The sequence below is a fragment of the Streptomyces sp. NRRL F-5135 genome, assembly GCF_000719775.1.
GTDB classification, from domain to species: domain Bacteria; phylum Actinomycetota; class Actinomycetes; order Streptomycetales; family Streptomycetaceae; genus Streptomyces; species Streptomyces hebeiensis.
Map to the genome: position 1 here is coordinate 54,809 of NZ_JOHR01000004.1, position 26,811 is coordinate 81,619.

The 26,811-nt window shown below is 68.8% G+C and carries 24 protein-coding genes and 1 pseudogene; 10 read left to right on the top strand and 15 right to left on the bottom strand.

Annotation, left to right across the window (positions count from 1 at the left end):
• Nucleotides 1-18 precede the first annotated feature (18 nt).
• Nucleotides 19-1,752, bottom strand: coding sequence for a cytochrome c oxidase subunit I (gene ctaD, locus IG02_RS0107110; RefSeq protein ID WP_030743176.1), 1,734 nt, complete (start codon nt 1,750-1,752; stop codon nt 19-21).
• 421 nt (nt 1,753-2,173) lie between these two features.
• On the opposite strand from ctaD, the gene IG02_RS0107115 reads away from it, so the two are divergent.
• Nucleotides 2,174-2,395, top strand: coding sequence for a hypothetical protein (locus IG02_RS0107115; protein ID WP_030743178.1), 222 nt, complete (start codon nt 2,174-2,176; stop codon nt 2,393-2,395).
• 110 nt (nt 2,396-2,505) lie between these two features.
• On the top strand, nt 2,506-3,801 hold the full coding sequence (locus tag IG02_RS0107120) for a flotillin family protein (protein ID WP_078854274.1): 1,296 nt from the start codon (nt 2,506-2,508) through the stop codon (nt 3,799-3,801).
• 42 nt (nt 3,802-3,843) lie between these two features.
• Here the strand turns inward: IG02_RS0107120 and IG02_RS42065 are convergent, their stop codons facing one another.
• The 5 genes from IG02_RS42065 to IG02_RS0107145 form a co-directional block, all read right to left on the bottom strand.
• Nucleotides 3,844-4,002, bottom strand: coding sequence for a hypothetical protein (locus IG02_RS42065; RefSeq protein WP_030743182.1), 159 nt, complete (start codon nt 4,000-4,002; stop codon nt 3,844-3,846).
• A gap of 63 nt (nt 4,003-4,065) precedes the next feature.
• On the bottom strand, nt 4,066-5,016 hold the full coding sequence (locus IG02_RS0107130; RefSeq protein WP_030743184.1) for a cytochrome c oxidase assembly protein: 951 nt from the start codon (nt 5,014-5,016) through the stop codon (nt 4,066-4,068).
• Nucleotides 5,017-5,180: 164 nt separating this feature from the next.
• Nucleotides 5,181-6,206, bottom strand: coding sequence for a 6-phosphofructokinase (locus IG02_RS0107135; RefSeq protein ID WP_030743186.1), 1,026 nt, complete (start codon nt 6,204-6,206; stop codon nt 5,181-5,183).
• Nucleotides 6,207-6,452: 246 nt separating this feature from the next.
• On the bottom strand, nt 6,453-7,181 hold the full coding sequence (locus tag IG02_RS0107140; protein WP_030743188.1) for a type 1 glutamine amidotransferase: 729 nt from the start codon (nt 7,179-7,181) through the stop codon (nt 6,453-6,455).
• 204 nt (nt 7,182-7,385) lie between these two features.
• On the bottom strand, nt 7,386-8,624 hold the full coding sequence (locus tag IG02_RS0107145; RefSeq protein ID WP_030743190.1) for a MurT ligase domain-containing protein: 1,239 nt from the start codon (nt 8,622-8,624) through the stop codon (nt 7,386-7,388).
• Between the two features lie 115 nt (nt 8,625-8,739).
• On the opposite strand from IG02_RS0107145, the gene def reads away from it, so the two are divergent.
• Nucleotides 8,740-9,297, top strand: coding sequence for a peptide deformylase (gene def, locus IG02_RS0107150; protein ID WP_030743192.1), 558 nt, complete (start codon nt 8,740-8,742; stop codon nt 9,295-9,297).
• 177 nt (nt 9,298-9,474) lie between these two features.
• On the opposite strand, the gene IG02_RS0107155 is transcribed toward def, so the two are convergent.
• Nucleotides 9,475-10,119, bottom strand: coding sequence for a TetR family transcriptional regulator (locus IG02_RS0107155; RefSeq protein ID WP_030743194.1), 645 nt, complete (start codon nt 10,117-10,119; stop codon nt 9,475-9,477).
• 156 nt (nt 10,120-10,275) lie between these two features.
• Here IG02_RS0107155 and IG02_RS0107160 point away from each other — a divergent pair, with 156 nt between their 5' ends.
• Nucleotides 10,276-11,511 carry an acyl-CoA dehydrogenase family protein gene (locus IG02_RS0107160; protein ID WP_030743196.1) on the top strand — a complete coding sequence of 412 codons (1,236 nt, stop codon included), beginning with the start codon at nt 10,276-10,278 and terminating at the stop codon, nt 11,509-11,511.
• Between the two features lie 53 nt (nt 11,512-11,564).
• Here IG02_RS0107160 and ssuE read toward each other — a convergent pair whose 3' ends face one another.
• From ssuE to IG02_RS0107190, 6 genes are all read right to left on the bottom strand, one after another.
• On the bottom strand, nt 11,565-12,143 hold the full coding sequence (gene ssuE / locus IG02_RS0107165; protein WP_051764619.1) for an NADPH-dependent FMN reductase: 579 nt from the start codon (nt 12,141-12,143) through the stop codon (nt 11,565-11,567).
• 35 nt (nt 12,144-12,178) lie between these two features.
• On the bottom strand, nt 12,179-12,610 hold the full coding sequence (locus tag IG02_RS0107170) for an OsmC family protein (protein WP_030743200.1): 432 nt from the start codon (nt 12,608-12,610) through the stop codon (nt 12,179-12,181).
• A gap of 35 nt (nt 12,611-12,645) precedes the next feature.
• Entirely contained in the window at nt 12,646-14,001 is a 1,356-nt protein-coding gene (locus IG02_RS0107175) for an LLM class flavin-dependent oxidoreductase (RefSeq protein ID WP_199813969.1), read from the bottom strand.
• 68 nt (nt 14,002-14,069) lie between these two features.
• Complete coding sequence (locus tag IG02_RS0107180) at nt 14,070-15,188, bottom strand: NrtA/SsuA/CpmA family ABC transporter substrate-binding protein (RefSeq protein ID WP_030743202.1); 1,119 nt, start codon at nt 15,186-15,188, stop codon at nt 14,070-14,072.
• A 73-nt stretch (nt 15,189-15,261) separates the two neighbouring features.
• The gene (locus IG02_RS0107185; protein WP_234314641.1) at nt 15,262-15,924 is read right to left on the bottom strand and encodes an ABC transporter ATP-binding protein; all 663 of its coding nucleotides are present in this window, start codon (nt 15,922-15,924) and stop codon (nt 15,262-15,264) included.
• A gap of 71 nt (nt 15,925-15,995) precedes the next feature.
• Complete coding sequence (locus tag IG02_RS0107190) at nt 15,996-16,910, bottom strand: ABC transporter permease (protein ID WP_037802514.1); 915 nt, start codon at nt 16,908-16,910, stop codon at nt 15,996-15,998.
• Nucleotides 16,911-17,473: 563 nt separating this feature from the next.
• Between IG02_RS0107190 and IG02_RS0107195 the strand changes: the two genes are divergently transcribed.
• The 5 genes and pseudogenes from IG02_RS0107195 (at nt 17,474) to IG02_RS0107215 (ending at nt 22,809) form a co-directional block, all read left to right on the top strand.
• On the top strand, nt 17,474-18,139 hold the full coding sequence (locus IG02_RS0107195; protein WP_030743207.1) for a GntR family transcriptional regulator: 666 nt from the start codon (nt 17,474-17,476) through the stop codon (nt 18,137-18,139).
• 736 nt (nt 18,140-18,875) lie between these two features.
• A complete protein-coding gene (locus IG02_RS43805) occupies nt 18,876-19,778 on the top strand; it encodes a hypothetical protein (RefSeq protein WP_030743209.1) in 903 nt (300 codons plus the stop codon).
• Between the two features lie 196 nt (nt 19,779-19,974).
• Nucleotides 19,975-20,181, top strand: a complete 207-nt coding sequence (locus tag IG02_RS43810) for a hypothetical protein (RefSeq protein WP_030743212.1) — start codon at nt 19,975-19,977, stop codon at nt 20,179-20,181.
• Nucleotides 20,169-21,764, top strand: a pseudogene (locus IG02_RS43815) (RHS repeat-associated core domain-containing protein); the annotation flags it as partial. The gene IG02_RS43810 and the pseudogene IG02_RS43815, both read left to right, overlap by 13 nt.
• Before the next feature lie 409 nt (nt 21,765-22,173).
• Entirely contained in the window at nt 22,174-22,809 is a 636-nt protein-coding gene (locus tag IG02_RS0107215; protein ID WP_158712251.1) for a hypothetical protein, read from the top strand.
• 262 nt (nt 22,810-23,071) lie between these two features.
• Here IG02_RS0107215 and IG02_RS0107220 read toward each other — a convergent pair whose 3' ends face one another.
• Both IG02_RS0107220 and IG02_RS41420 read right to left on the bottom strand, forming a co-directional pair.
• Nucleotides 23,072-24,406, bottom strand: a complete 1,335-nt coding sequence (locus tag IG02_RS0107220; protein ID WP_051764621.1) for a VanZ family protein — start codon at nt 24,404-24,406, stop codon at nt 23,072-23,074.
• 90 nt (nt 24,407-24,496) lie between these two features.
• Nucleotides 24,497-24,904: a hypothetical protein gene (locus IG02_RS41420; RefSeq protein ID WP_158712252.1), complete on the bottom strand. Its 408-nt coding sequence runs from the start codon at nt 24,902-24,904 to the stop codon at nt 24,497-24,499.
• A 660-nt stretch (nt 24,905-25,564) separates the two neighbouring features.
• Between IG02_RS41420 and IG02_RS0107230 the strand changes: the two genes are divergently transcribed.
• Complete coding sequence (locus tag IG02_RS0107230) at nt 25,565-26,749, top strand: helix-turn-helix domain-containing protein (protein ID WP_030743219.1); 1,185 nt, start codon at nt 25,565-25,567, stop codon at nt 26,747-26,749.
• Nucleotides 26,750-26,811: the final 62 nt, after the last annotated feature.

Sequence of the window (26,811 nt, forward strand, 5' to 3'; positions counted from 1 at the left end):
GCTCCACGGACCTCCCCCTCAGTCCTCTTGCTTGTCCCCGGGCGCCACGGTCCGGGACGCATGGGGCCTGTTCAGGGCCTCGTCCAACGACCGGATGTCCGGGTGGTGCAGGTCGAAGGCCGGGGACTCGGAGCGGATCCGCGGCAGCGTGAGGAAGTTGTGCCGAGGCGGCGGGCAGGACGTCGCCCACTCCAGGGACCTGCCGAAGCCCCACGGATCGTCCTCCTCGACCTGTTTCCCGTACTTCGCCGTTTTCCAGACGTTGTAGAAGAACGGCAGCAACGACAGACCCAGCACGAACGAGGAAATCGAGGACACGGTGTTGAGCGCGGTGAACCCGTCCGACGCCAGGTAGTCGGCGTACCGCCGGGGCATGCCCTCCGCGCCCAGCCAGTGCTGGACGAGGAACGTGCCGTGGAAGCCGACGAACAGCGTCCAGAACGTCATCTTCCCGAGCCGCTCGTCCAGCATCTTCCCGGTGAACTTCGGCCACCAGAAGTGGAACCCGGCGAACATCGCGAACACCACCGTCCCGAAGACCACGTAGTGGAAGTGCGCCACCACGAAGTACGAGTCCGAGACGTGGAAGTCCATCGGCGGCGAGGCCAGGATGATCCCGGTCAGACCGCCGAAGAGGAAGGTGACCAGGAAGCCGACCGACCACAGCATCGGTGTCTCGAAGGACAGCGAGCCCTTCCACATCGTGCCGATCCAGTTGAAGAACTTCACCCCGGTCGGCACGGCGATCAGGAAGGTCATGAAGGCGAAGAACGGGAGAAGGACACCGCCGGTGACGAACATGTGATGCGCCCAGACCGTGATGGAGAGCCCCGCGATCGAGATGGTCGCCGCGACCAGGCCGATGTAGCCGAAGACCGGTTTCCGGCTGAAGGCCGGGATGATCTCCGTGACGATCCCGAAGAACGGCAGGGCGATGATGTAGACCTCCGGATGGCCGAAGAACCAGAAGAGGTGCTGCCAGAGCAGCGCCCCACCGTTCGCGGCGTTGAACACGTGGGCGCCGAATTTGCGGTCCGCCTCCAGCGCGAACAGCGCGGCGGCCAGCACGGGGAACGCGAACAGCACCAGTACGGCCGTCAGCAGCACGTTCCAGGTGAAGATCGGCATGCGGAACATCGTCATGCCCGGCGCGCGCATGCAGACGATCGTGGTGACGAAGTTGACCGCGCCGAGGATCGTGCCGAAGCCGTTGAAGGACAGGCCCATGATCCACAGGTCGCCGCCGACCCACGGCGAGTGGACCCCGTCCGTCAGCGGGGAGTAGGCGAACCACCCGAAGTCGGCCGAGCCGTTCGGTGTGAGAAAGCCGGAGACGACGATGAGCGAGCCGAAGAGGTACAGCCAGTACGCGAAGATGTTCAGCCGGGGGAAGGCCACGTCCGGCGCGCCGATCTGAAGCGGCATGATCCAGTTCGTGAACCCGGCGAACAGCGGTGTCGCGAACATCAGCAGCATGACCGTGCCGTGCATCGTGAACGCCTGGTTGAACTGCTCGTTCGAGATGATCTGCGTCCCCGGCCGGGCCAGCTCGGCCCGCATGAAGAGGGCGAGCACACCGCCGAAGACGAAGAAGCCGAAGGACGTGACCAGGTACATCGTGCCGATCGTCTTGTGATCGGTGGTGGTCAGCCAGGCCACGACGACCTTGCCGGGATGCTTGCGCCGGACCGGCACCTCGTTCTCGTAAGCGTCGCCGGTCTCGGCCGGCTCTTCCGTGCCAGTCGTCGTCACTGGAGGCGTTCCTTCGGTCAGCGGTCGTGGGTGGGTCGGCAGCAGCATGGCGGTGCATCCACCGGGGCGGTACGACCCGGAATCCCCCGGCGCGTCGCGGTGACGCCGCCCGTACCCGGCAATGAGGCGGTGAATCCGGGCTCTCGGCGCACCGGAGGGGGCGGAAGAGGTGCCGTCCGGCAACGTCCCCGCGCCACATTCACCCGATCGGGTGGCGGCTCCGTCACCGGACCCGAGCCCGGTGCGAGGCGCCGTCCCCGCCCGCTCGGCAGGTCCGTCCGGCGGCACGCGGAGTAGGGTGAAAGAGATCGAGAGGACGTGCCGCCGTCGGCCGCCGCGCCCGGGGCGTTCTCGGGCATACGGGACCGGAGGCAGGCCCTCCAGGAGGCGTGGTCGCCCATGGTCGCGAGTGCTGAGCCGTATGCGCGCGGCGGATGAGTCCTCGCAGAGCCCGGTCGGAGCGATCGGCAGGGTCACCGTTCCGATCCCCGCCGACGGGCCCGGTGAGGTGCTGGTATCGGTACGGGGCGGCTCCGAGGCCTACGCGGCCTGGGCCGACCACCCCATCGGCAGGAACCTTCATGTGATCGTCGTCGACTCCATCTCGGCGCGTTCGGTGATCGTGGAGCCCCTTCCCTCCTGAGGAGCCCCTTCCCCTCCCGGCAGGACGGGTTCCTCTCCGGCAGGACGGGGACCTCACGTACGCCGGGAGCCCCGGAGTACATCAGGAGATCAGTACGTCAGGAGACCGCAATGCTGTTCTGGCACGTTCCCGCGCCCAACGAGGCGATGCTGATATCCGGCTCCAAACGGCAGGCGAGGGACACCCAGTTCCGGATCGTCACCGGGCACGGCAGCTTCGTGGTGCCCGTCAAACAGAAGGCCCGCATGCTGTCGCTGGCGCTGCGGGAGGCGGAGATCGTCGAGGAGTGCGTCACCCAGCAGGGCATCCGCCTCAGGGTGCGGGCGGTGGCGGTGTTCAAGGTCGGGGACGACGCCGTGTCGATCGCCAACGCCGCCCGCCGCTTCCTCACCGAGCAGGACCGGATGGAGGAACTGGTCGGCCGGATCTTCGCCGGGCACCTGCGGTCCATCGTGGGCGGACTGACGGTCGAGCAGATCATCCGGGAGCGCGACCGGGTGGCCCAGGAGGTCAAGCAGGGCAGCCACAGCGAGATGGAGAAGCTCGGGATCGTGGTGGACGCCCTCCAGATCCAGGAGATCGAGGACGCCACCGGCTACATCAACAACCTCGCGGCCCCGCACGCGGCGGCGGTCGCGAGCCAGGCCCGTATCGCCCAGGCCGGGGCGGACCAGGAAGCCGCGGAGCGGGAGCAGCAGGCCGCGGCGCTCAAGGCCGAGTACGAGCGGGACACCGCCATCAAACGGGCCGGTTTCCACGCGGAGACCGAGCAGGCGGGCGCCCGCGCCGCCCAGGCGGGCCCCCTGGCGGAGGCCAGGGCATCCCAGGAGACCATCGAGGAGCAGACGGCGCTGGCCGAGCGCCACGCGCGGCTGGCGGCGCAGCGGCTGGCGGCCGAGGTCGGCCGGCCGGCGGACGCCGAGGCGTACCGGCAGCGCACCCTGGCCGAGGCGGCCCGCGACCGGGCCAAGTTCGAGGCGGACGGCAACGCCTACGCGGAGCGCACCCTCGCCCAGGCACAGGCCGACGCCAACGCGGTCCGCGCGGCGTCCCTGAAGGACGGCAACCAGGAGCTCATCGCCGCCAACCGCATCGTGGAGAACCTGCCGGCGCTCGCCGACTCGGCCGCCCGGGGCATGGCGGACGCGCGGCTGACCGTCCTGAACGGCACCGACGGCGTCAACGGCGTCGCGGCGGGGCTGGTGGGCCAGGGCATGGCCATCCTCGACGCGATCAGGAGCGGCACGGCCGGGCCCGCGGCCGACGGCCGCAGCGGGTCCGCCGGGCCCACGGCGGAGCGTGCCACGAAGCGAGCCGCGGAAGACGCCGGGCCGGAGGGCGGGGCCACCCCCGTGCGGCCGTCGGGCGTCGACGGCACCAGCGTGAACGGCCGGCCCACTCCCTAGCCGGCCCTCCTCGGCAAACCTTGCCGGTCACGGCACCGGACGTCAGCGGCCCCGTGAGGCGACCATCGAGAGTGTGATCAGGACCAGGACCACCCATCCGAACCAGAGCCAGCCGTTGCTGCCGAGCGCCGCGGTGTAGCCCGTCACGACGACCAGCGCGCCGACGGTCACCACACCCATCGTCTTCGTGGATCCGGACACGTCATGTCCTCCTCCGGGGCCGGGGCCGTGAGCCCCATGGTCGCCCCGGACCCGCGCTCCGCGCTACCGGCCCCTGGCCTGCAGCGAGGCGAGATAGGCGTTGTACGCGGCCAGCTCCTTGTCACCGTCCCGGTCCGCCGCCCGGTCCGAGCGCCGGGCCTGCCGCTGTTCCGAGCGGTACCACTGGTAGACCAGGGCCACCAGGACCAGGACCGACGGGATCTCGCTGAACGCCCAGGCGATACCGCCCGCCGCGTTCTGGTCGGCCAGGGCGTCGATCCCCAGGGAGGCCGGGGGAGTGCGGTAGGCGTCCACCATCGGCTCGCTCGCCATCATCAGCGCGATCCCGAAGAAGGCGTGGAACGGCATTCCGGCGAACAGTTCCAGCATCCGCATCACATAGCCGGGCCGGTGCGGGCCGGGGTCGACGCCCATGATCGGCCAGAAGAAGACCAGGCCGACCGCCAGGAAGTGCACCATCATCGCGATGTGACCGGGCCTGGAGCCCATGAGGAAGTCGAAGAGGGGCGTGAAGTACAGGCCGTACAGGCTCGCGATGAACAGCGGGATCGTGAAGGCCGGATGGGTCACGACCCGTACGTACCGGCTGTGCAGCAGCGCCAGCAGCAGCTCGCGCGGCCCCGTGCGGCCACCGCCCGCGACCGGCAGCGCGCGCAGGGCCAGGGTCACCGGCGCGCCCAGCAGGAGCAGGATCGGGGAGACCATGCTGATCACCATGTGCTGCACCATGTGCACGCTGAACATGACCATGCCGTAGTCGTTCAGCCCGGTGCACATCACCAGCGCCACCGTCAGCACCCCGAGGACGAACGCGACCGTACGCCCGGCCGGCCAGCTGTCCCCGCGCCGGCGCAGCCGCAGCACGCCCCAGCCGTACAGGCCCAGCGCCAGCAGGCAGCCGATCAGGAAGAAGAGGTCGGGGGAGTACCCCAGGGCCCGGGCCAGCGTGAACGGCGGCAGATCCATCGTCGTGCCGTGCCCGCTGTGATCCATCCGTCTGCTCCCGTGGGACGTCGCCGCTGACCGGCGCCTGATACGCGCCGGTCGTCCGCACCAGAGTAGAACCGTCCCCGGCCGCGTCGGCGACCGGGGCGGCCCCGCCGCGCGGCCCGGGCCCCCGGCGGCCGCCGGGGGCCGACCACGGTGCGCGGGGGGGATCAGAGCACGCACTCCGCCTCGGCGTAGCGGTCCGCGGGCACGGTCTTCAGCGTCTGTACGGCCTCGCCCAGCGGCACCATGACGATGTCCGTGCCGCGCAGCGCCGTCAGCATGCCGAACTCGCGGCGGTGCGCCGCCTCGACCGCGTGCCAGCCGAAGCGGGTGGCGAGGACCCGGTCGTACGCCGTGGGGGTGCCACCGCGCTGCACATGGCCGAGGATCACCGGCCGGGCCTCCTTGCCGAGGCGCTCCTCCAACTCGACCGAGAGCTGCCGGGCGACTCCCGCGAAGCGCTCGTGCCCGTAGATGTCCTTGCCGCCCTCGTCCCAGGCCATCGACCCCTCGCGGGGCTTCGCGCCCTCCGCGACCACCACGATCGCGAACCGCTTGCCCGCCGAGAAGCGTTTGCCGACCACCTCGGTCAGCTCGTCGATGTCGAACGGGCGCTCGGGCACGACGATGGCGTGGGCACCGGCGGCCATCCCGGAATGCAGTGCGATCCAGCCCGTGTGCCGGCCCATGACCTCGACGATCAGGACGCGCTGGTGGGACTCCGCGGTCGTCTTGAGCCGGTCCAGCGCCTCGGTCGCGACCCCGACGGCCGTGTCGAAACCGAAGGTGACGTCGGTCGAGGCGATGTCGTTGTCGATGGTCTTCGGCACGCCGACGATCGGCAGTCCCGCCTCGGAGAGCAGGTGGGCGGCCTTGAGGGTGCCCTCACCGCCGATCGGGATGATGGCGTCGAGCCGCAGGTCGGCCACATGGCCCTTGGCGCGCTCCACACCGTCCCGCAGATGGGCGGGCTGGACCCGGGACGAGCCCAGGATCGTACCGCCACGGGCGAGAATGCCGCCCACGGCGTCCAGGTCGAGGGTGCGGTAGTCGCACTCCAGAAGGCCCTTCCAGCCGTCGTGGAAGCCGATCACCTCGTCGCCGTGGTCGGCGACGGCGCGGTGCACGACGGACCTGATCACGGCGTTGAGGCCGGGGCAGTCTCCGCCGGAGGTGAGCACACCAATTCGCATTGCCCGGGACACCTTTGCAACGTGGGCCGACGGCCGGACTTCTTCGTACGACCTGATCGTCGTCACCCTACCGGCGGGCGGGGGCGGGACCGAAACCCCGCGTCCGCCTGCTGGACGCCCCGGGCTCCGCCCGGGCTGCCCGGAGCCGGTCGGGGCCCGGCCCGGGGCGGTGGTGGCCCCGGACCGGGCGGTACGGCTCTCGACGGGCCGCCCCGTCGCTTCCCGGGCGGGCCGCGCCGCCCTCTCTCAGGCGGGCTGCGTCGCCGCCGCGACGCGCTCGGCGCGCAGCGCGTCGTACCAGCGGTCGTCGGTCGGCGGCAGCGCGTTCACGTCGAGCGCGAGCTTCAGCAGCAGATCCGCGATGTGCGGGTTGCGGGCCATCACGGGACCGTGCATGTAGGTGCCGAAGACGGTGTCGTTGTACGCGCCCTCCGTGCCGTCGCCGGTGCCGTTGCCGCGGCCGAGCCGCACCTGGGCGAACGGCCGGGCCGTCGGGCCGAGGTGCGTGACGCCCTGGTGGTTCTCGAACCCGGTCAGCTGCGGCAGGTTCAGCCGCGGGTCGATGTCGGCCAGTACGTCACCGACGCACCGCTCGCCCTCGCCCCGGGTGGAGACCACGTCGAGCAGCCCGAGTCCGGCCTCGCGCTCGCCCAGGTCGTTGATGAACTCGTGGCCGAGGATCTGGTACCCGGCACAGACCGAGAACACGATGGCGCCGTTGGACACGGCCCGGCTGAGCCCGCCGTCCCGGCGCAGCCGCTCGGCGGCCAGCCGCTGCGGCCGGTCCTCGCCGCCGCCGATCAGATAGATGTCGCCCGAGGTCGGCACCTGCTGGTCGCTGCGGACGTCCACGCGTGTGACGTCCAGACCGCGCTGCCGGGCCCGGCGCTCGACCACCAGGGCGTTGCCCTGGTCGCCGTAGGTGCTCAGCAGGTCGGGGTAGATCCACACGAGACGCAGGCTGCTCTCGCTCATTCTCGCTCGTCCTCCAGGGGGCCGGGGGGTCCAGTTCGCGGACACGGGATCTGTTGCCTCTCTCGTCGGTGTGAAGGCCCCGGTCCGCCGGCGCGGGGCGGGACGGGACCTCGAGCCCTGTCTCACGGACCGCACCGGCTCGGGGCGGCCCCGAGGAGCTCCGGGACGGCCGGAGCGCCGGACAGGGCAGGGGGCCGGGACGGCTCAGTTGCCGACGCGGCGGCGCAGATCCTGGAACGCGGTGTAGTTGGCGATCGCCTCGATCCGTCCGGGCGGCGCCATCTGTACGGCTTCGTCGGCGGTCTCGCAGACCCGGAAGTCCTGGCCCGCCACCTCCAGGCGCACGGCGAGGTCCAGCTTGCGGTCGCCGATGACGAAGATCGGGTGGCCGGTGAGCCGGGTGTAGTCCACGTCCCACAGCCAGGAGGTGTCCGTACCGTCCGCGCCCCGGGCGTTGACGGCCAGGATGACCGGGGTCGGGGGCTGGTCGATGAGGGAGAACGTCTCCAGCCAGCCCGCCGGGTTCTTGGCGAGCAGCAGCCGCAGGTCCCGGCCGAGGAACTGCACCACGTCGTAGCGTCCGGCCACGGCCTGGACCTGGTACATCCGCTCCAGCGCCACCTGCGGCGGCACCCCGAAGACCGCCGCGACGGCGGCGGAGGTGGCCGCGTTCGCCTTGTTGGCGCGGCCGGGCAGCTGGAGGTGGATCGGCCAGGCCGAACCGTTCGGGTCGAGGACGTGGTCGCCGTGCAGCGCCCAGCTGGGGGAGGGCCGGCGGAAGCCGCACTCGCCGCAGAACCAGTCGTCGCCGGGGCGCTGCATCACGCCGCCGCAGGACGGGCAGGACCAGGCGTCGTCCTTCCACTCCTGGCCGGCCGCCACCCACACCACGTTCGGCGAGGAGGAGGCGGCCCAGACGACCAGCGGGTCGTCGGCGTTGGCGATGACGACCGACTTCGTACCGGCCAGGCCCTCGCGCCACTTCTCGGCGAGCATCCGCGTCTCGGCGGCGCGGTCCAGCTGGTCACGGGAGAGGTTGAGCAGGGCGATCGCCTTGGGGGTGGTGTCCCGGGCGACGCCCGCCAGGTACTTCTCGTCCACCTCGATGACGCCGAACTTGGCGTCCGAGCCGCCCGCGAGCGCGGAGGTGATACCGGCCGGCATGTTGGCGCCGAGCGCGTTGGAGACGACGGGCCCGGCGGCGCGCAGCGCCTCGGCGATCAGACGGGTCGTGGTGGTCTTCCCGTTCGTCGCCGAGACGAGGATGACGTCGAGATGCTGCGCCAGCCGGCCCAGCAGGTCGGGGTCGAGCTTGAGCGCGACCTTGCCGCCGATCACCGATCCGCTGCCTCGTCCGGCGGCGCGCGACACGGCCGCCGCGGCTCTGCCCGCAGTCACGGCCAGCTTGGCCCGCGGCGTCAGCGGGTCCGTGTTGCCTGACATCGTCGTTGGTCCTCCTCGCATCGGTCCCTGGGTCAGCCTATCGAGATCCGGCCAGGGGCCCGACCGCGGCACCGGCACAACCTGGGGCGTCACCACGGACCGTAACCTGATCGGCATGCGAAACCGTCCGATCCCCGGCAGCACCGGGCGAGTACAGGCCATGCGAATACTCGGCGATCCGGTGCTGCACGCGCCGTGCGGGACCGTCACGGACTTCGGTCCGGACCTCTCGCGGCTGATCGAGGATCTCTTCGCGACCATGTACGCCGCCCGGGGGGTCGGGCTCGCGGCCAATCAGATCGGGGTGCCGCTGAGGGTGTTCGTGTACGACTGCCCGGACGACGAGGATGTCCGCCACCTCGGACACGTCATCAACCCCCGGCTGGTGGCGGCCGACGGGGTCACGGTGCGCGGCGCGGAGGGCTGCCTGTCGCTGCCGGGCCTGGAGGCGGGCACCGAACGGTTCGACCGGGCGGTCGTCGAGGGCGTCACACGCGAGGGCGAGCCGGTACGGGTGGAGGGAACGGGGTTCTTCGCGCGCTGCCTCCAGCACGAGTGCGACCACCTGGACGGCACGGTCTACGCGGACCGCCTCACCGGCCTCCGCCGCACCCGGCTCCTGCGGGCGGTCCGCCGGGCGTCGTGGTCGGCGGAGGCGGGCCCGTACGGGTGACGCCGCTCGGGCGGTACGGCGCGGGCACCGGTACGTGGAGACGGCGCCGGGGGTCGGCTCGGCGCCCGAGAGTCCCGGCGGCCGGGGAGTCCCAGCGGACGCCCCGGCCGCGTACCACCCCGCACGGCACCGTACGCGTACGGCCGCGCACGGCCGTGGCCACGCCCGCGCCACCGTTCAGAACCCCGGGCCGCCCTCGCGGTCGTCGACCTCGGCCAGCCGGCCCCACAGCAGGTCCGCCAGGCTGCGTACCAACTGCTCCCGGGAGCAGGGGCGTTCGCCCAGCCACCAGTCGCCCGCGCCGTGCATCATGCCGACGATGCCATGGCCCCAGACCCGGGCGAGCTGTTCGCTGTCCGGCCCCAGGTCGACCCGTTCCCGGATCACCGTGGCGAGTTCCTCGCCGAGCCGGCGCAGCAGGGGCGCCGAGTGGCGGCCCACGTCGAAGCCCTGCTCGGGCAGTTGGCTGTCCTCGGCCGGATGCATCAGGAAGCGGTACACCTGCGGCCGGGCCTCGATCGCGGCGAGGTACGTGTCGAGCGTCGCCTCGACCCGCCGCCGGCGCTCGGCCGGCGCGTCCAGCGCCGCCCGCAGCGCGGCGAGCAGCGCGTCCGTATGGCGCTTGGCCAGCGCCCGGTACAGCCCGCCCTTGTCGCCGAAGTGGCGGTAGAGGATCGGTTTCGTGATGCCCGCCTCGGCGGCGATGGCGTTCATGGACGCGTGCGGGCCGTCCCGGAGCACCACCCGGTCGGCGGCCTCCAGCAGTTGGCGGCGCCGCTGCTGGGCGGACCGCTGCTGCTCGGCCTGTTGTGTGCTCTCCATACGGCCTCTCCCCGCCCGTGCGATGTACACCGTGCCTGACGCCCCGGCAACGTAACACCCCGTGAGCCGCGGACGCTGCTCCCGTGGTCACCGGTTGACATCGCCTACTCGCTGGTAACAGACTGTTGTTACCGCAAGTAACTGCCGGAGGGGACCATGTCCGAGTTCACGCTCGATCTCAACGACGACCAGAGGCAGCTCCGCGACTGGCTCCACGGCTTCGCCGCGGACGTCGTCCGCCCGGCCGCGGCGGAGTGGGACGAGCGCGAGGAGACGCCCTGGCCGGTGATCCAGGAGGCGGCCAAGCTCGGGATCTACTCCCTCGACTTCTACGCGCAGCAGTACTTCGACCCCACGGGCCTCGGCATTCCCATGGTGATGGAGGAGCTGTTCTGGGGCGACGCGGGCATCGCCCTGTCCATCGTCGGTACGGGCCTGGCGGCCGTCGGAGTGCTCGCCAACGGCACCGACGAGCAGATCGGCACCTGGATACCGCAGATGTACGGCGACCCCGACGACGTGAAACTCGCCGCCTTCTGCTCCTCGGAACCCGACGCCGGATCCGATGTGGCGGCCATGCGCACCCGGGCCGTGTACGACGGGGCCACCGACGAGTGGGTGCTGAACGGCACGAAGACCTGGGTGACCAACGGCGGCATCGCGAACGTCCACGTGGTCGTGGCGGTCGTGGACCCGGAGCTGGGCCCGAAGGGACACGCCTCCTTCATCGTGCCGCCGGGCACCCCCGGACTGCGGCAGGGCCAGAAGTTCAAGAAGCACGGCATCCGCGCCTCCCACACCGCCGAGGTCGTGCTGGAGGACGTCCGGGTGCCCGGGCACTGCCTGCTCGGCGGAAAGGAGAAACTCGACGAACGGCTCGCCCGCGCGCGCGAGCGGGCCGCCGAGCGGGCGGGCGGCGGCGAGCGCGTGAAGAACGCGGCCATGGCCACCTTCGAGGCATCTCGCCCGGCCGTCGGCGCGATGGCCGTCGGCACGGCCCGCGCCGCCTACGAGGTCGCCCTGGACTACGCACGCACCCGCAGCCAGTTCGGCCGCCCGATCATCGACAACCAGGGCATCGCGTTCCAACTGGCCGACATGCGCACCGGCATCGACGCGGCACGCCTGCTGGTCTGGCGTGCCTCCTGGATGGCGGCCACGAACAAACCGTTCACCGCCGCCGAGGGCTCCATGTCCAAGCTCTACGCCAGCGAGACCGCCAAGCGCGTCACGGCCCAGGCCGTACAGATCCTGGGCGGCAACGGCTTCACCCGCGAGTACCCGGTGGAGCGCATGCACCGGGACGCCGCGATCTACACGATCTTCGAGGGCACGAGCGAGATCCAGCGCCTGGTGATCGCCCGCACGCTCTCGGGAGTCCCGATCCGTTAGCCTGGTTCGGTCGCCCTTGCTCCGGACGATCCTCGGATGCCGTCGGGGTCGGCCTACTCGGATGCCCAGGCGTCGGTCGTGGCCCGAGCAGCGGGACCTCGTGCGCTTGCGCCGAGTGCGGCAGTGAAAGCCCTCGTCGCCTGGCGCAACTCCATGGCGGCCGTTGACGCGAGGGCCGTGTGACCGCCGTCGACGGTGATGTCCCGGTCGAGGGTGAAGCGGCCGGGAACGATGTGAGCGGCTCCCATGGAGGCCAGGACGGGCCGTAGCGCGTAGTCGAGGGCGAGGACGTGGGCGGTGCTGCCGCCGGTGGCGAGCGGGAGCACGGTCTTGCCGCTCAGCGCGTCCTGCGGGAGCAGATCGAGCAATGTCTTGAGCAGTCCGCTGTAGGCGGCCTTGTAGATGGGAGTGCCGATCACGATTCCCTCTGCCTCCTCGAAGCGGGCGGCTGTCTCGGTGATCGCCCGGTGACGGACGTCTGCGCCGAGCAGGGCGTTGGCGGGCAGTTCACGGACGTGGAGCATGTGGACCTGGTGGCCGTCGCGGCTGAGCAGCTGGTTGACGTGATACAGGAGGTGTCCGGTGCGCGAGACCGGCGAAGGGCTGCCGGCGATGGACAGAATGGCGGCCATGGAGGACCTTCCGGGGGCGTGATCGGGGCAAGAGGTCAGTGTGGGGCCGCGGGGGAGTCGGCGTGGACGGAGATCACGACGTGGCTGCCCCGGTGCAGCGTGTTGTAGATGGGACAGCTACCGGTGAAGTGGCGGACCAGTTCCTCGGCTTCTTCCTCGCGGACTCCGGTCAGCCGGAGTTCCAGGCGGATCCACGCGTAGCGGGTGGGGTCGTCAGGATCACGTTCGTAACTGACGTCGGCCTGGCTGTAAGTCAGGCCGAACGCCTCTTCCCGGGCATGGAGTTGGATATTGCTCAAGGAGCATGAGGCGAGGGCGGCCAGAAGCAGTTCCCCTGCTTGGACGGCCTCGGCCGGCCCCGTGCGTGCGTCGGACACGAAGTGATTGCTGCGTGCGGTCACCAGGAGACGGCCCAGTGTGTCCGTGGTCCGCCCGGTGATCGTCGTGGTCTGGGCTGTCGTGGTCATCGTCTGTGGCCCTTGTGTCGATGGTCGGTTGCCGCTCAGGCGCCGTAGCGGCGGTGGTGCCACGCACCGACGGCGGGACGTTCCAGGCCCAGGTTGTCGCGCAGGGTCCGGCCCTCGTACTCCTTGCGGAAGATGCCGCGGCGCTGCAACTCCGGGACCACTTGGCGGACGAAGTCCTCGAACGCCCGGGGCGCGTGGGTGGCCCCCACGGTGAAGCCGTCGCAGGCGCCCTCGGCGAACCACTGCTCCATGCCGTCGGCGACCTCGGCAGCGGTTCCGATGAACGTCCCCTCGGTGCGGCCGCCGTATCGCTTGCCCAGCTCCCGCAGGGTGAGGCCCTCGCGCCGGGTGAGTTCGACGACCTCCTTGTAGTGGCCCTGCACGCCGGGGACGTCCGCATCGGGCAGTGGCTCGTCCAGTGGCAGGCCGGACAGGTCGATGTCCAGGTGGTACGACAGCGTCGACAGGCCGGCCAGCGGCGGTACGAGATCCGCCAGCTCACGACTGATTTCGTGCGCTGCCCGGGTGGTGGCCCCGATGACGGGGGTCGCCATCGGCAGGATCTTGATGTCCTCAGGGCGGCGGCCGTGGCGGACGGCGCGGCTCTTGATGTCCTGGTAGAAATCCCGGGCCGACTCGAGGGAGGCGTGGCTGCAGAAGATGACGTCCGACCAACGAGCGGCGAAATCCCGCCCCTTGGGCGAGGCGCCCGCCTGGATGATCACCGGGTAGCCCTGCGGCGGACGCGCGACGTTGAGGGGACCGCGGACGCTGAACCAATCGCCCTCGTGGTCGATGTGATGCACGCGCTCGGGGTCGGCGAAAAGCGGTGCGTCCGGATCGATGACGAGGGCGTCGTCCTCCCAGCTGTCCCAGAGCTTGCAGGCCACTTCGAGGAACTCGTCGGCCCGCTGGTACCGTTTGTCGCGGTCGATGTGACGGTCCTTGCCGAAGTTGCGGGCTTCGGAGTCCTGGAAAGAGGTGACCACGTTCCAGGCCGCCCGGCCGTCGGTGAGGTGGTCCGTCGTCGCGAACGAGCGGGCCACGGGGAACGGTTCGAGGTAGCTGGTGGACACCGTGGCGGCCAGCCCGAGACGATCGGTGACTGCCCCGATCGACGCCAGCACGGGCGTCGGGTCGAGGCGGAGCGAGCCGAGCGAGCCGTAGCGCAACTGGCTGTCCATACTGCCGCTCAGCCGGTCCGGTACGGACAGGATGTCCGCGAAGAACATCAGGTCGAACTTGCCTTGCTCGAGGACGCGGCCGATGTGCTGGTAGTAGGAGGCGGAAAGCCAGTTCGGCTCGGAGCCGGGGTACCGCCATCCTCCGGGACGGCCGGGCCCCGCGGTCACGAAGGCGGCGAGGTGCATGTGGTTCGGTGAGGTGCTCATAGGGGTCCTTCTGCTGGGTTGCGGCCGCGCTGAGGAACGAGGGCCGCGGTGGTCCGGGGCGGCTCCGGTCACTTCGCCAGTTCGGCGGCGACCGCCTTCCTGACGGAGTCGAAGCGGGTGTCCTGGAGAAACCCGGTCACGTCGATGCCGGACGGGTAGACGCCCAGGTCGTGGAAGTTGTCGGCGAGGTCCTGAGTACTTTTGACGGCCTTGCGGTCGACCACGGCCAGGGCGTCGGCGTTGGAGTCGGACAACAACTTCTTCCGGGTCAGTTCGAGGTAGACCTCGCGTTCCAGGTCGGTGGAGCCGAATCCGCCGATGCCGTCGAAGAAGTCGACACTCTTGACGGGTGACTTGTTGATGGCGCGCTGGGCGTCCCGTACGGCGCGCACAGTCTTCGCCACGGCCTCGGGATAGTCCTTCGCGAAGGACTCGCTGGCGACATAGAAGCTGTAGTCGTATGTCCTGACGCCGGGCAGGCTGCGCGCGCGGTGCCGCGCCTTCGCCAGTCCGATCGCCGGCTGCCAGCTGATCCAGGCGTCCACCTTGCCGTTGGCGAACGCCGATTCCGCGTCCGCCGCCGGAAGATCGACGTAGTCGACGTCGTCCAGCCGCAGACCCGCGGTTTCCAGGTACTTGATCAGGCTGTAGGTGCCGGTCGTGCCCTTCTGGTCGGCGATCCGAGCGCCCTTGAGATCGGCCGCGCCACGGATGCCGGAGCCGCGTGGTACGAGGATCTCGACCTCCGAGCCGGGCAGAGGGTAGGCGGCGAGCGGCACGATGGGGACGTCACCGCCCACCGCGTAGGCGACTGCCGTGGCGGTGGCGAAGGAGAAGTCGACGCTGCCCGCCTTGAACGCCTCCATCACCGGCAGGGAAGCGGTGAATCCGGAGGGCCAGGAGACTTTGGTGCCCCCGAGGGTCTCGCCGAGGTCCAGGCCGTTCATCCGGTAGCGGAGCGCAGCGTGTATTCCTGTCTTGCCGCTTCCGATGACGGCGAAGCGGAGCTGCTGAGGTACTCCGTCGGCGATCGGCTTGGTTTCCTGGGAAGTGGTCCCGCCCGCGCCGCAGGCCGCGAGAACAGGGGTCATGGCGGCGAGGCCGCCGAGGGCGAGGAAGCCACGGCGTGAGGGACGCCCGGCCGACGGGGACGGGGATGCGGAGTGCGTGCGATCGAGGCTGGGCATGGGAGTCCCTTCGGGGGCAACGGAGCGGAGGAGCGACGGGGCCGGTCGATGGCCCGCGTGGAGGAGGCGTCCTTCAGGCGGCGGCGACGGGGTCGAGCAGGTCATGCAGGATTTCCTCCTTCCACGCCGCGAGCCGCGGGTGACCGCGCCGCTTACCGCGGGGGAGGTCGATGCGCAGATCACGTCCGACCGCGCCGCCGGCCAGGACCAGCACGCGGTCGGAGAGCATCAGGGCTTCCTCCACGTCATGGGTGACGAGCAGGACCGTGCGCGGCTGCTCCAGCCAAAGTCGTTCCACGAGCTGCTGCATGGTGATCCGGGTGATGGCGTCCAGGGCGCCGAACGGCTCGTCCAGAAGCAGGAGCTCGGGGCGGTGCAGCAGGGCTCGGGCCAATGCGACGCGCTGCTTCTGCCCACCGGACAGCTCCGCCGGCCACGCCTCGCCACGCCCGTCCAGACCCACGGCCCGCAGCAGTGAACGGGCTTCCTCCGCACGGCCGCCGGTGCCCAGCTGGACGTTGTCCTCGACACTGCGCCAAGGCAGCAGCCGGTCCTCCTGGAACATCATGCGGACCGTGACCGGATCAGGTCGGCTTCCGCGCAGGGTGAAGGCGCCCGCGCTCGGCTCCTCCAGGCCCGCGATGATGCGCAGCAGTGTGCTCTTGCCGACGCCACTGGGGCCGAGGAAGGAGACGAACGAGCCGGCGTCGACCTGCAGGTCAAGGTTCCGCAGCACCCATCGGTCGCCGTAGCGTCGGCCGACAGAATCGAGAGAAAGCCGTGCTCCTGCAGGAGATTGAGGGAGCGTCATCGCGTCGGGCGCTGGTAGTTGGGGTGCCACCGCAGGATCCTTCGTTCGATGAGCCGGGTGAGGAGGTCGGCGAGCAGACCGGCCGCCGCGTAGAGAATGACGGCCAGGACGATCTGGTCGGTGCGCAGCATCTGGCGCGCGTCCTGCGCGAGGTAGCCGATGCCGTCGCCGGCCGAGATGGTCTCGGCGACCACGAGGGTGATCCAGGCGACGCCCAGCGAGTAGCGGATGCCGGACAGGATGGTGGGCATCGCGCCGGGAAAGGCGATCTCCCGCACCAGAGCCCGACGTCCCAGTCCGTAGGAGCGGCCCAGCTGGAGCAGTTTGGGGTCGACGCCGCGGATGCCGGTGACGGTGTTGAGGTAGATGGGGAAGAAGGTGCCCAGCGCCACGAGAAGGATCTTGGGTTCCTCGCCGATGCCGAACCAGGCGATCACCAAAGGCACCAGGGCCAGGTGCGGAATGGTGCGGATCATCTGCAGGGAGCGGTCCAGCAGCACGTCCATGAGCTTGGACATGCCGACCAGGAACCCGAGCACGAGTCCGGTGACCGCGCCGAGGGCGAAACCCTGGGCGATGCGGCGCAGGCTGGCGAAGATGTGCCGCTGGAGTTCGCCGGTGCCGGCGAGGTCGGAGCCCGCGCGCCAGACCGCCTCCGGCGCCGGCAGGACGGATGCGGAGAGAAGGCCGGCCCCTGCGGTGAGCTGCCATGTCAACAAGGCCAGAAGGGGCACGGCCCAGGGGCCCGCGACGCGTACGACGGCGGCGAGCCGAGGGCCGATGCGACGGCGCGGGGAACGCGACGAGGACGGGGGAGCGACGGTGGGGCGTGCCGCGTCAGAGCCGGTTGTCTCTGCGCGTGCGGAGGGAGGAGGCACTCCGTCCCTGGTGAGCACTCGGTGCTCGGGCATGGGGCTCCCTTTCAGGAGTGATCGGTCGGTCCGCGTGGGCGACCGCGCCGGGATACAGGCATGGGCCGGCCTGCCGCGCGGTCGCGGCTCGGAAGTGTCACCGCCCCTATGGGCAGCGAATGGTTGGGGAGCGAGCGGCTCCGGGACGACGAGGCGTCGTGGGTGAAGGGCCCCGTCACGCGTGCGGCGCGGCGCGGCTGGGTGTGTCGATACGGCAGAACGGGGGCGGCCCCGGGGGTCAGCGACAGCGCGCGCTGGAGGTGCGCATGAGATCGACGTGCCGACGGCAGGTCAGGCCCGACAGGGGGAGCGTGCCGACGACAGCCGAGTCGGCGGGACTCCGCCGTGACTGGGCATCGCCGTACATGGTGGGCTCCCGTTGGCTCTGGACGCAGATGAGGGGGTTGGTGTTCCGAGGGTCGGAACCACGTGAGACGGGACCTTAGCCACGACTGAATTCATGCGCAAACATCTGTATACACTTGTATCGCATAGTGGACGGTGGCGGCCTGACCAGCTCCAGCCGCCGACGTCCGGCTTCAAGCGACGAAAAGGAATGAGACGTGGTCACTGCGCACGGTGAAGGGCGGTCTGGCAGCCACTATGCCCGGATCCGTCAGGGCATCCTCGAAGGGCGAACCGGACCGGGGACGGTCCTGATCCCCTCCGCCCTCAGTGCCCAGTACAACGTTTCCCGTACTCCCGTCCGTGAAGCCCTGATTCGGCTTGAGCAGGATGGCCTCGTCGAGCAGGCGACGCGGGGGTACGTCGTCCGCACGCGCACCCCGGAGGAGATCCTGCAGATCTGTGAGGCGCGTATCGCCTTGGAAGCCACCATGGCCCAAGCGGCTGCGGTCCGGAGGACGGAACTCGACCTCGCCCGGCTTGTCCATGTCCACGAGGCCACGGCGGCCACCACGGATCCCGTTGAGCTGCGGACGTTGAACAGCGAGTGGCATGTGGTGCTGCGCGATGCCGGGCACAACCCCACCATCAGCGAACTGATGGAGCGTCTCGACGCCCAGCTGAAGGCCTACGACTCGTACACCGCGCCCGCAACGGATCTTCCGGACAACCTCAGCCAGATCGTCGCCGAGCACGACGGGATCCTGGACGCGGTGAGTCGGCGCGACGCCGCCGCGGCCCGTGACCGCATGGTCGCTCACCAGAGCCGTACGCGGGATCTGCGTCTTGGCGCCTTCGCGAGGTCGACAAGGGGAGCCTTCTGACGGCGTGGGGTCGCCATGTGTCACGTTGTGAGGCGCGAAATGGCGCTGCGTCCGCGGGGGTCTTGCGGGAGCTGGTGAAATCGCGCCGGATGGAGGCCGATGGACGTGCGCCTGGCGGAACTGGTCCTGCTACGACCGCCTGGGCCAACGCGGTATCGGGCACACCATCCCCGGGAAGTCCGACGGTAGGGCTGCCCACCTGCGCAAGGGCTCACACGGTGGACGGTCACTCGGCCAACCTTGAGATCAAGCGCGCCGCCAGTCAGGTCGCCGGGCCCGAGTAGAGGGCGCGCGGGGCCGTCGAGCACCGGTTCGGGCAACTCGCCCGGCCAGGTGTAGGAGGAGATGACATGGCCATGCACGACCGTCTCCGCCAACACGGTCTCACCGGACGGAATCTCATCATTCGCGAGGGACGGCCGTGTGTACGACCGGTTCGCGCGGGCATTTCCGCCGGTGGACGAGCCGTCGGCGAACCGCAGTGGTACGGCCGGGTTGACCGGGCGGACACCAGGCCGTCGGGGTCGCCGTCGGTGCGGCGCAGACGGTTGTCGATCGGTGCCCACCGCCCCTCGGTGTTCTTCGCCCTTTCGGGGCAGCGCCGCCATCTGCGTGCGCAGTTGACCGTCCGGCTGGGCCCAGGTCATGTCGGTGGCGGTGGTCGCCGTGTCGACGACCACCGCTTTACCGGTGCGCCGGGCACCGGTGACTGTGTGCCGCCGAGGGCACCACGACCATGTCCGCCACGGCCGAGGAGAAGGCCGAGCGGCTGCGCAGCTCGGTCGAGATGGTCCCGGCCGCCGAGGCGCCGACCCGCACCACCGCCGCGAAGAAGGCGTCCACCCGCAAGATCCTCTCGGGCTCGGTACCGGTGGCCGAACTGCTGGCCGGCGACACGGGCGACTCCGGTGACTCCGGCAACGCGGGCGGGAGCGCCTCCCACGCATCCGTACGTACGGCCTCCGCCTCCACCTCCGTCCTCCAGGCCGTCGACGCCTCCGGATCCCAGGTGGTCAGTGCCATGGACACCGGCTCCTCCACCTCCGGCGACTACACCGCCACCCCGCTGCTGTCCTCGGGTTCCTGGTCGGCGGGGTCGTCCTCCGGGGCGTTCACCTACGGCTATCAGGTGCAGGTCCCGGAGTCCGCGGGCGGTCTGACACCGAAGGTCAACCTGAGCTACTCCTCCCAGTCGGTGGACGGCCGCACCTCCGCGACCAACAACCAGGCGTCCTGGATCGGTGACGGCTGGGACTACAACCCCGGCTCGATCACCCGGACGTACGCCACCTGCCGTGAGGACTCCAAGAAGCCCGGCTCGAACAACGCCACCCACCGCACCGCGGACATGTGCTGGGGGTCGAACAACGTCACCCTCTCCCTCGGCGGCATGACCACCGAGCTGGTGTGGGAGGCCAGCGCAACACCAAGGACGGTGTCTTCACCTCCCCGGCCACGGGACGCGTCTCCTTCGCGGTCGAGAGCGCTGCCTCGGCGAGGACGAGCTGACCTGCTCCGAGGCGAACTTCACCGACAAGGACCCGGGCAAGTACCGCATCTGGTACGACACCCCGGCCGACCTCCGCTGCCAGTCGGGCAAGAAATGCTGGAACGCGGGCCCGTCGTTCTGGACCCGTAAACGGCTGACCTCCATCACCACAGAGTCCCAGCGCCTGACCGGAACCACCGCCCGCCAGGGGGTCGACAAGTACACCCTCAAGCAGAGCTTCCCGGTCCTCAGGACCGGCCCGAACACGGCGCTGTGGCTGGAGTCGATCCAGCGCACCGGTTACGCCCGGAACGGCTCGGACGACGCGAACGTCACCCTGAACGCGGTGCGCTTCGAGTCCAACGCCGAGGACATGCCGAACCGCGTGAAGAGCGACTCGCGCCCCGGCTTCTCCCGGCTGCGCGTCGCGCGTGTCATCAACGAGTACGGCGGCGAGACCGTCGTCACCTACAAGCAGCCCGAAGGTGAGTGCGCGTCGGGCACCGGCCTGCCCGACAAGAACGACACCACGGCGCGGCGGGCGGTGCCCTGATCAACACGCAGCGCACCTACACGGCGCCCGGCGGCGCGGTCATGCGGTACGCGAACGGCGACGGCGCGGAGCAGTTGGTCGCGCTGGCGGGTGACCATCAGGGCAGTACGTATGCCGAGGTCGCGCTGAACAGCACGAACACGGTCCGCATCCGCAAGCAGGACCCGTTCGGCAACCAACGCGGCACGAGTACGGTCGGTGTCAACTTCCAGTCGCACACGGGCTTCCTGGGCGCGACCCGCGACGACTCATCCGGCTTCCAGCCCCTGGGCGCGCGGCTGTACGACCCGGGGGTGGGCCGCTTCCTGTCGGCGGACCCGGTCCTGGACCTGAACGACGTCCTCCAGTCCAACGGCTACGCGTACGCCCACAACAACCCCGTCACGATGTCCGACCCGACGGGCCTGGCCATCTCGCTGACGGCGTCGGAGCGCGCGGCGGCCCTGGCAGGCGCGGGGCTGTCGGCGGCTCAGGTGTCCCAGGCCCAGGCCATGATGGGCAAGTCCCTCACCTCGGTGATCCTCTCGGCGGCGTGGGGCACCCTGAAGGACTTCATCGGCATCAACGACGCCGTGGCCTGCTTCGGCGGCGACATGTGGTCCTGCGGCAGCCTGATCGTCGGGGCGATTCCCTGGGGCAAGCTGGGCAAGATCCCGTCGGTGCTGAGGGCGGTCGACCGCACCATCAACGCCGTCATGGCCTTCCGCGCGGCCAAGAAGGCGGCGGAACTGGTCCTGAAGGCGGCGAAGGCGGCGGAGGCGTCGGCGCTCCGGGCCAAGAAGGCTGCGATCGAGAAGGCGAAGAGGGAAGCCGCTCAGAGAGCCAAGAAAAAGGCGGCCGAACAGGAAAAGAGAATCGCCGACAGAGCCGCGGCCCAGGCGAGGAAAACCGGCAACGCGGTCCAGAAACAGGCCCAGGCGAAGGCCGCCCCGAAGGTCTCCCTGCACAAGACCTCCGGCGGCGGTGGTGGCGGGGGCGGAGGCTCGAAGGCCGGTGGTTCCAAGCCGGGCGGCACCTCGGGCGGCACCTCCCGCACCAGCGGGGGAGGCTCCAGCGGCAGTGGCGGCTCGGGCAAGGCCGGCGGGGGCGGGGGTTCCTGTCCGGTCGACAACAGCTTCGTGGCGGGCACCAAGGTCCTGATGGCCGACGGCACCACCAAGCCGATCGAGCGGGTGAAGGCCGGCGACAAGGTCATCGCGACCGACCCGAAGACGGGCGAGAGGCGCGTCGAGACGGTCACCGCGGAGATCAAGGGCCAGGGCCTGAAGCACCTGGTCAAGGTTGTCATCGACACCGACGGCGCGAAGGGCACGAAAACGGCCCAGGTCACCGCGACCGACGGCCACCCCTTCTGGGTCCCCGAACTCGGCGAGTGGATCGACGCCACCGACCTGCGCCCGGGCCAGTGGCTGCGCACGGGCGCGGGCACACTCGTCCAGATCACGGCAGTCGAGCGCCGGACCGTCCCGGACGAGGCGGTCTACAACCCCACCGTCGCAAACCTCCACACCTACCATGTACTGGCAGGCGCCACACCGGTCCTGGTTCATAACTGTGGTCCAGCGGTTGCGACTGAAGACGATGCAATGCTCGCACTTGGTCGTGCGGAGGAATTGCAGGCCTCGCGGAACGACTACTTCATGGCGGACGTGAAGGGCACTACAGCGGGTGATCGGTGTTTTCAACTCCAAAACGAAGGCATTTACCACTCGCATTGGAATCAATGGAGTTGGCACTATGCCTTCCGGCTGGACACTGCGGCCGGGGGAGGAGTTCGTGCAGGCTGCCGGGCATGCTGAAGAAGGGATACTTAACAGTTTGGGCCCCAATGAGCATGCCGTGTTCGGTGCGGCATCAAGAAACTTCTGTGTTGCCATCTGTTCGCCCATGTTGAACGTTCGTGGGATAACAGTGGGAGGTGCGGGGATACGTGGTCATGCCGCGCAGAACTCACCATTCACGATCCTCTGGGCCACAGGAGGCTAGAGAGACATGGGAATTTCGCCGGAACTGCGGGCAATCTCGAATGCTTCCGCCCCTGAACTGGTGCTGATCTGTGCCGCAGTGGCGGAGCGGGGTGCCGTCTTCTGCCGAACCCTCGGCCAACCAGAGCAGTCTGAGTGGGTCGATGCCTCGCTCGGGCTTGTCTGGGCGGCAATTGCTGGGGATTCCGCGCAGGATGACTGCGCTGAGGCGTTGGACGAGCTGGAGATGGAATCTCAGGATGACGAGGATGATTCCTCCCGTCCCGAGTTCTATGTGGCCCAATCCGTGGCGTTGGTTGGAAACGCTCTCGCGGTTTCATTGAGGCCATCCGCCGCAAAGGCTGAGATGGCTGTGAATACCATCCGGTCGCTGCTTTCCATGATCGACTTCAAGATAGAGGGAGAGAAGCCTGTGGTCGTGAGATATGGAGACCTCTCGCCCCCAGCGGGGTCTCTTGTCCAAATGGAGATCGACGCAGAGCGTGAAGTCCTTGACCTCCTTGCTCGCGAGGCAGCGGCCTCTGGGAAAGGGGAACCTCGCGCCTTGGCTGTGAATCGAATCCAGGCGTCATCGAGCGAATTTTGTGGGAGGCTGGCGCCTTCCATCGAAGAAGTTGCCGCGCTGAGCAACTGGGAACTCTAGTCTCGATCTTGCATGAGGGGCCGTCAACTTGCTGACGGGACTGCCGGGGGCGGACCTTCCGTGAGTAGGTGCCCGGTCTGCTGAAGCGTCTGCCCCACCGTACAGTGACGCCTGACTGGCCGGCTTGCCGGGGTGGTCAAGGGGTTATGCGGCCGGGGCCGCATAACCCCTCAGGCGGGTGCTGGCGCTGCCCGTGTCTCTGTGTCACCAGGGCGTGCGGATTCCAGAGTCGCGGTACATGGTCGCGGAAGTAGCGGAACCACTATTTTTTGTCGGCCAAGATGACTCGTTCTTCCGGGTTGTGGAATGTTCCATCGGTGGCGTCGACAGTCCCACTCAGCATGACGTCCTTTGTCTTCATTGTGAGCAGCCAGTGAACGCGCCAGGTTCCGTCCCGGCGCGCTGCAAGCAGGACGGGTTCATTGCGTTCAGCCGTGTCCGTGGTGCTGCCGAAGTGGTCTTTGAAAAGGGACCAGGCTTCCTTTTCTGCAACGTTTGCCTTGGGCAGTTCGGGATCGTCGATGTTGCGGGCAATGAGGTCACGCACGTGCCCCCCAGGTTCGATCACAACATCCAGACGCATGGGTAGCAGCACTTCACCCTTCCAGCGGCGCCAACTGACGAGCCAGCCGAGGTCCTCCTGTTCGTCGATTCTTTCAACACTGATATCCGAATTTTTGAGCCCCCACGGCGCGAATCGCTCCGCGTAGGCGATAGCGATCCGTTCCGCATCGTTGCTGGATCTTACCGGGCCGGAAGTACCAGGGACGGGGAAGGTGTGCCCCTTTTCGATGTTGTCCGGGGTGAGGTTGACGGTGAATTGTTCGGCGTCGGGCCAGGAGAGTTCAGCCGCACCTGCGCGGAAATTGGCCATAATGGTGCCCGACTCCCCGTCGCCTTGAGTGAAATCAAAATTGTCCGGCTTGAAGTAGCCACCGAAAGCTTCGTCGAGAGCGTCGCTTACCGCAGCTTTCTGTGATGAGTTGGCGGCCCTTTGGGATACCGTCCGGTCCATCACAATGGGCTTCATCCATGCCAGCCAACTGCCGGTGAGGATGACGGCGAGAGCCCCACAGGCGATCAGCGGGTATGAGGACGCGTCGACCACCCTCGCGGTTGGTGTGCTGAACGCCTTGTTGGCGAGTAAACCTACAGCCAGGCCGCAGACAGCTCCCGCCGCGTTCGCGACCAGGTCGCTCGTGTCGCACAGGCGGCTGATAAATGGGGTCAACCCCTGCACGGTTTCGATCAGCGCCGGGAAGAGGACGCAGAGAGTCGCGGTGAGGGCCAGACGGCGAGTAGCAAGAATTCCAAGCAGCCCGAATGGCGCGAACATGGCCGCGTTGAGTTGACCCTGAACTGTTCCGAATGGTTCCAGGACGTCCTTGTTGATGACGCACTGCGGGGCGGCCTCGCCACCAGATGGCCATAAAGTAAGGGAGAGGATAGCCGCTGCAGACGATGCCCAAAGGGCCATCGTGAGGGGGCGGTCGGCGCGTGCGCGAGCTTTTCTGTGGACGAGTCCGCCGGTGAGGAGCGTGAGCGCGGTGGCAAAGACCACGAAAATTTCATGACCTTGGAAGACGGCTGTCAGCATGGGCGCAGGGATCCTGGGGGGAATGTTGAGGGCCCGCCTTAATTTGGGCGAGCCCTCAAATGTCAATGGTGATTTACGGGCGTGCTGCTACTAGCATTGCGGGAGTGGCGGGGTCACGTAGGTGCCGCCGCCTGCATTCAGCTTTCCGATGAACGGGTTGCAGCTCCTGCTCGACCCCCATTGCTCTGAGTAATGGAAGGGGGTGTTGGACATGTTTATTTTGGCGGACCAAGTGGTGGAGCCGTTCCGCTCCCAGCCGACACGCCCGGAGAGGCTTCCCCCGCTTTTTCTGTAGTAGTTGACGTGAACGTACGAACCATCACTCTTTCCTGCGACGGAGAGAGTGCCATTCGTGATGGTGCTGCAGCGCTGGCCGCCTCCAGGATTGCCGTTGGCGGGGCAAGTGGTCACGCCGTCGGCCATGGCGGGTGCGGCAGTGATCAGCGGCATGGCGTTGATCATGCCGACAGCAATTGCGTTGAGTATACCTTTGTGCATAATTATTTCTCCGCAAGTAGGTATGAACGGTCATAGAAATGCTGGTACGGAGGATTGGCGCAGTTTGCGACTCCCGATGGGGATCGTAGCGTAACGGAAAGGAGTGATCTAGTTACCAAAGGTAGTTGAATCGAGATCGAATGCGGTGTGAATCTGCCAATATGCGGACAAACAGTCGAGCGAGTCGTGCTTTTTCGTTTTCTGGCTCGTTGCTTCAATTTGTGGACTGGCGCCCCGGCTGCGTCATCGCCGACGATCACGGCCGCCTGGCGGATAGGTGCCTCCTGACCCGGCCCGGACGGCTGTACCGTCGCCGTCTCCATCACGCCAAAGGCACCCAGCAACACGGCAGGGCGTCCGCGAGGCCATCCAGATACGAAGGAACGGCCGGCGGGCGGGGCCGAGGACCACTACCAAAGCCGAAGTCGGTTCGCTGGAAAGGCTGCCGTGGATGGTGAGGCGGATCATTCGCAACGCGCATCGCGGGCTCGTTGCCTGGAAAGAACCACCGGACGAGATGCCCCTCGAACTCGTGCCGTACTCGATCGAATGAACGACCGCGCCCCTGTCCCGGCATCAGACGGGGCAGGGGCGCTTTCGCGTGCGCCTGCGGAGCCGGCCACGGGTACCGTTCTGATGTCGAGTCAGAACGGAGCCAGTATGCACGCTCTTCCGCATGACCACACCGGCGCTCGCATCAAACGTCTGCGCCTGGAGCGACACCTCACTCAGCGCGCCCTGTCCGACCTGTCGACGGTGCCGTACAGCACCCTGACCAAGACCGAACAAGGCGTACTGCCTGCCTCGCCGCATGTCATCGCGAGCCTCGCCCGCGCACTCCGGGTGGACGTTGCGACGATCACCGGCCAGCCGTACGTAACGGAGCTGCGCGCTGACGAGCTGGACGTCCTCATAAGGCCGATCCGGGAAGCGCTGGATGTCTACGACCTTGGCCCGGACCCGGACATCACCCCACGCGCGCACCAACTGCTCGCAGAGGACGCGGAAGAACTCCTTGTCATCGTCCGCGCCGGAGAGATCAAGCGCGCCGCCAGTCAGGTCGCCGGGCTCATCCAGGAGGCAACGACGGCCGCGCACGCGGCGGGTACCACCGAGGGGTGGCTCGTGCTGGCAAGTGCCTACCGGACGGCGTATGACGTCGCCAGCAAGCTCGGTTACGGCGATCTCGCCGCGATCGCGCTGGCTCGGATGGACTGGGCGGCGCAGCGGGGATCGGACGCGGTGGTCGGCGGCATGTACCGCTACATGCGCGCCCTGACCTACCTGCGCGACGGTCAGTACCGAACCGGGGAACGCTTGGTCACGCTCGGCCTGGACGTCCTTGGACAGGCCGAGCCGAGCCGCGATCGTGACGTGGTCACGGGGCAACTCCATCTGGGAGCGGCGGTCATGGCGGGCCGGGCCCAGGATGCGGCCCGTGCCGAGGGCCACCTGGCCGAAGCGGACAGACTCGCCGGCCGGACGGGCGAGGCGGTGGACGTGCACTGGTTGGCTTTCGGGCCCACGAACGTACGGGTGCACCGGGTGTCGGTGCTGGCCGAGCTGGACGAGTACGACACCGCAGCACGGGAGGGACAAGGTGTCACCTTCGCCAAGGACTGGCCGGCCTCCCGACGGAGCCACCACCACGCCGAACTGGCGCGAGCTCAGATGTGGACGGGCGATCTCGGCGAGTCCTTCCGGAATCTGCTCGCCGCGCGGAAAGCGGCGCCTCAGCAGGCGAGGTATCACCCCACTGTCCGCGAGACCTACGCGGGGCTGGAGGCAGCGAAGCGCCAGTTGCCGGATTCGTTCCTCAGCTTTGGCTCGTGGCTGCACATCTAGCAGCCCGTAAAGCTCTAGCCCCGGTTATCACCAGGTCGTGATAGCCGGGGCCCTTGCGCATC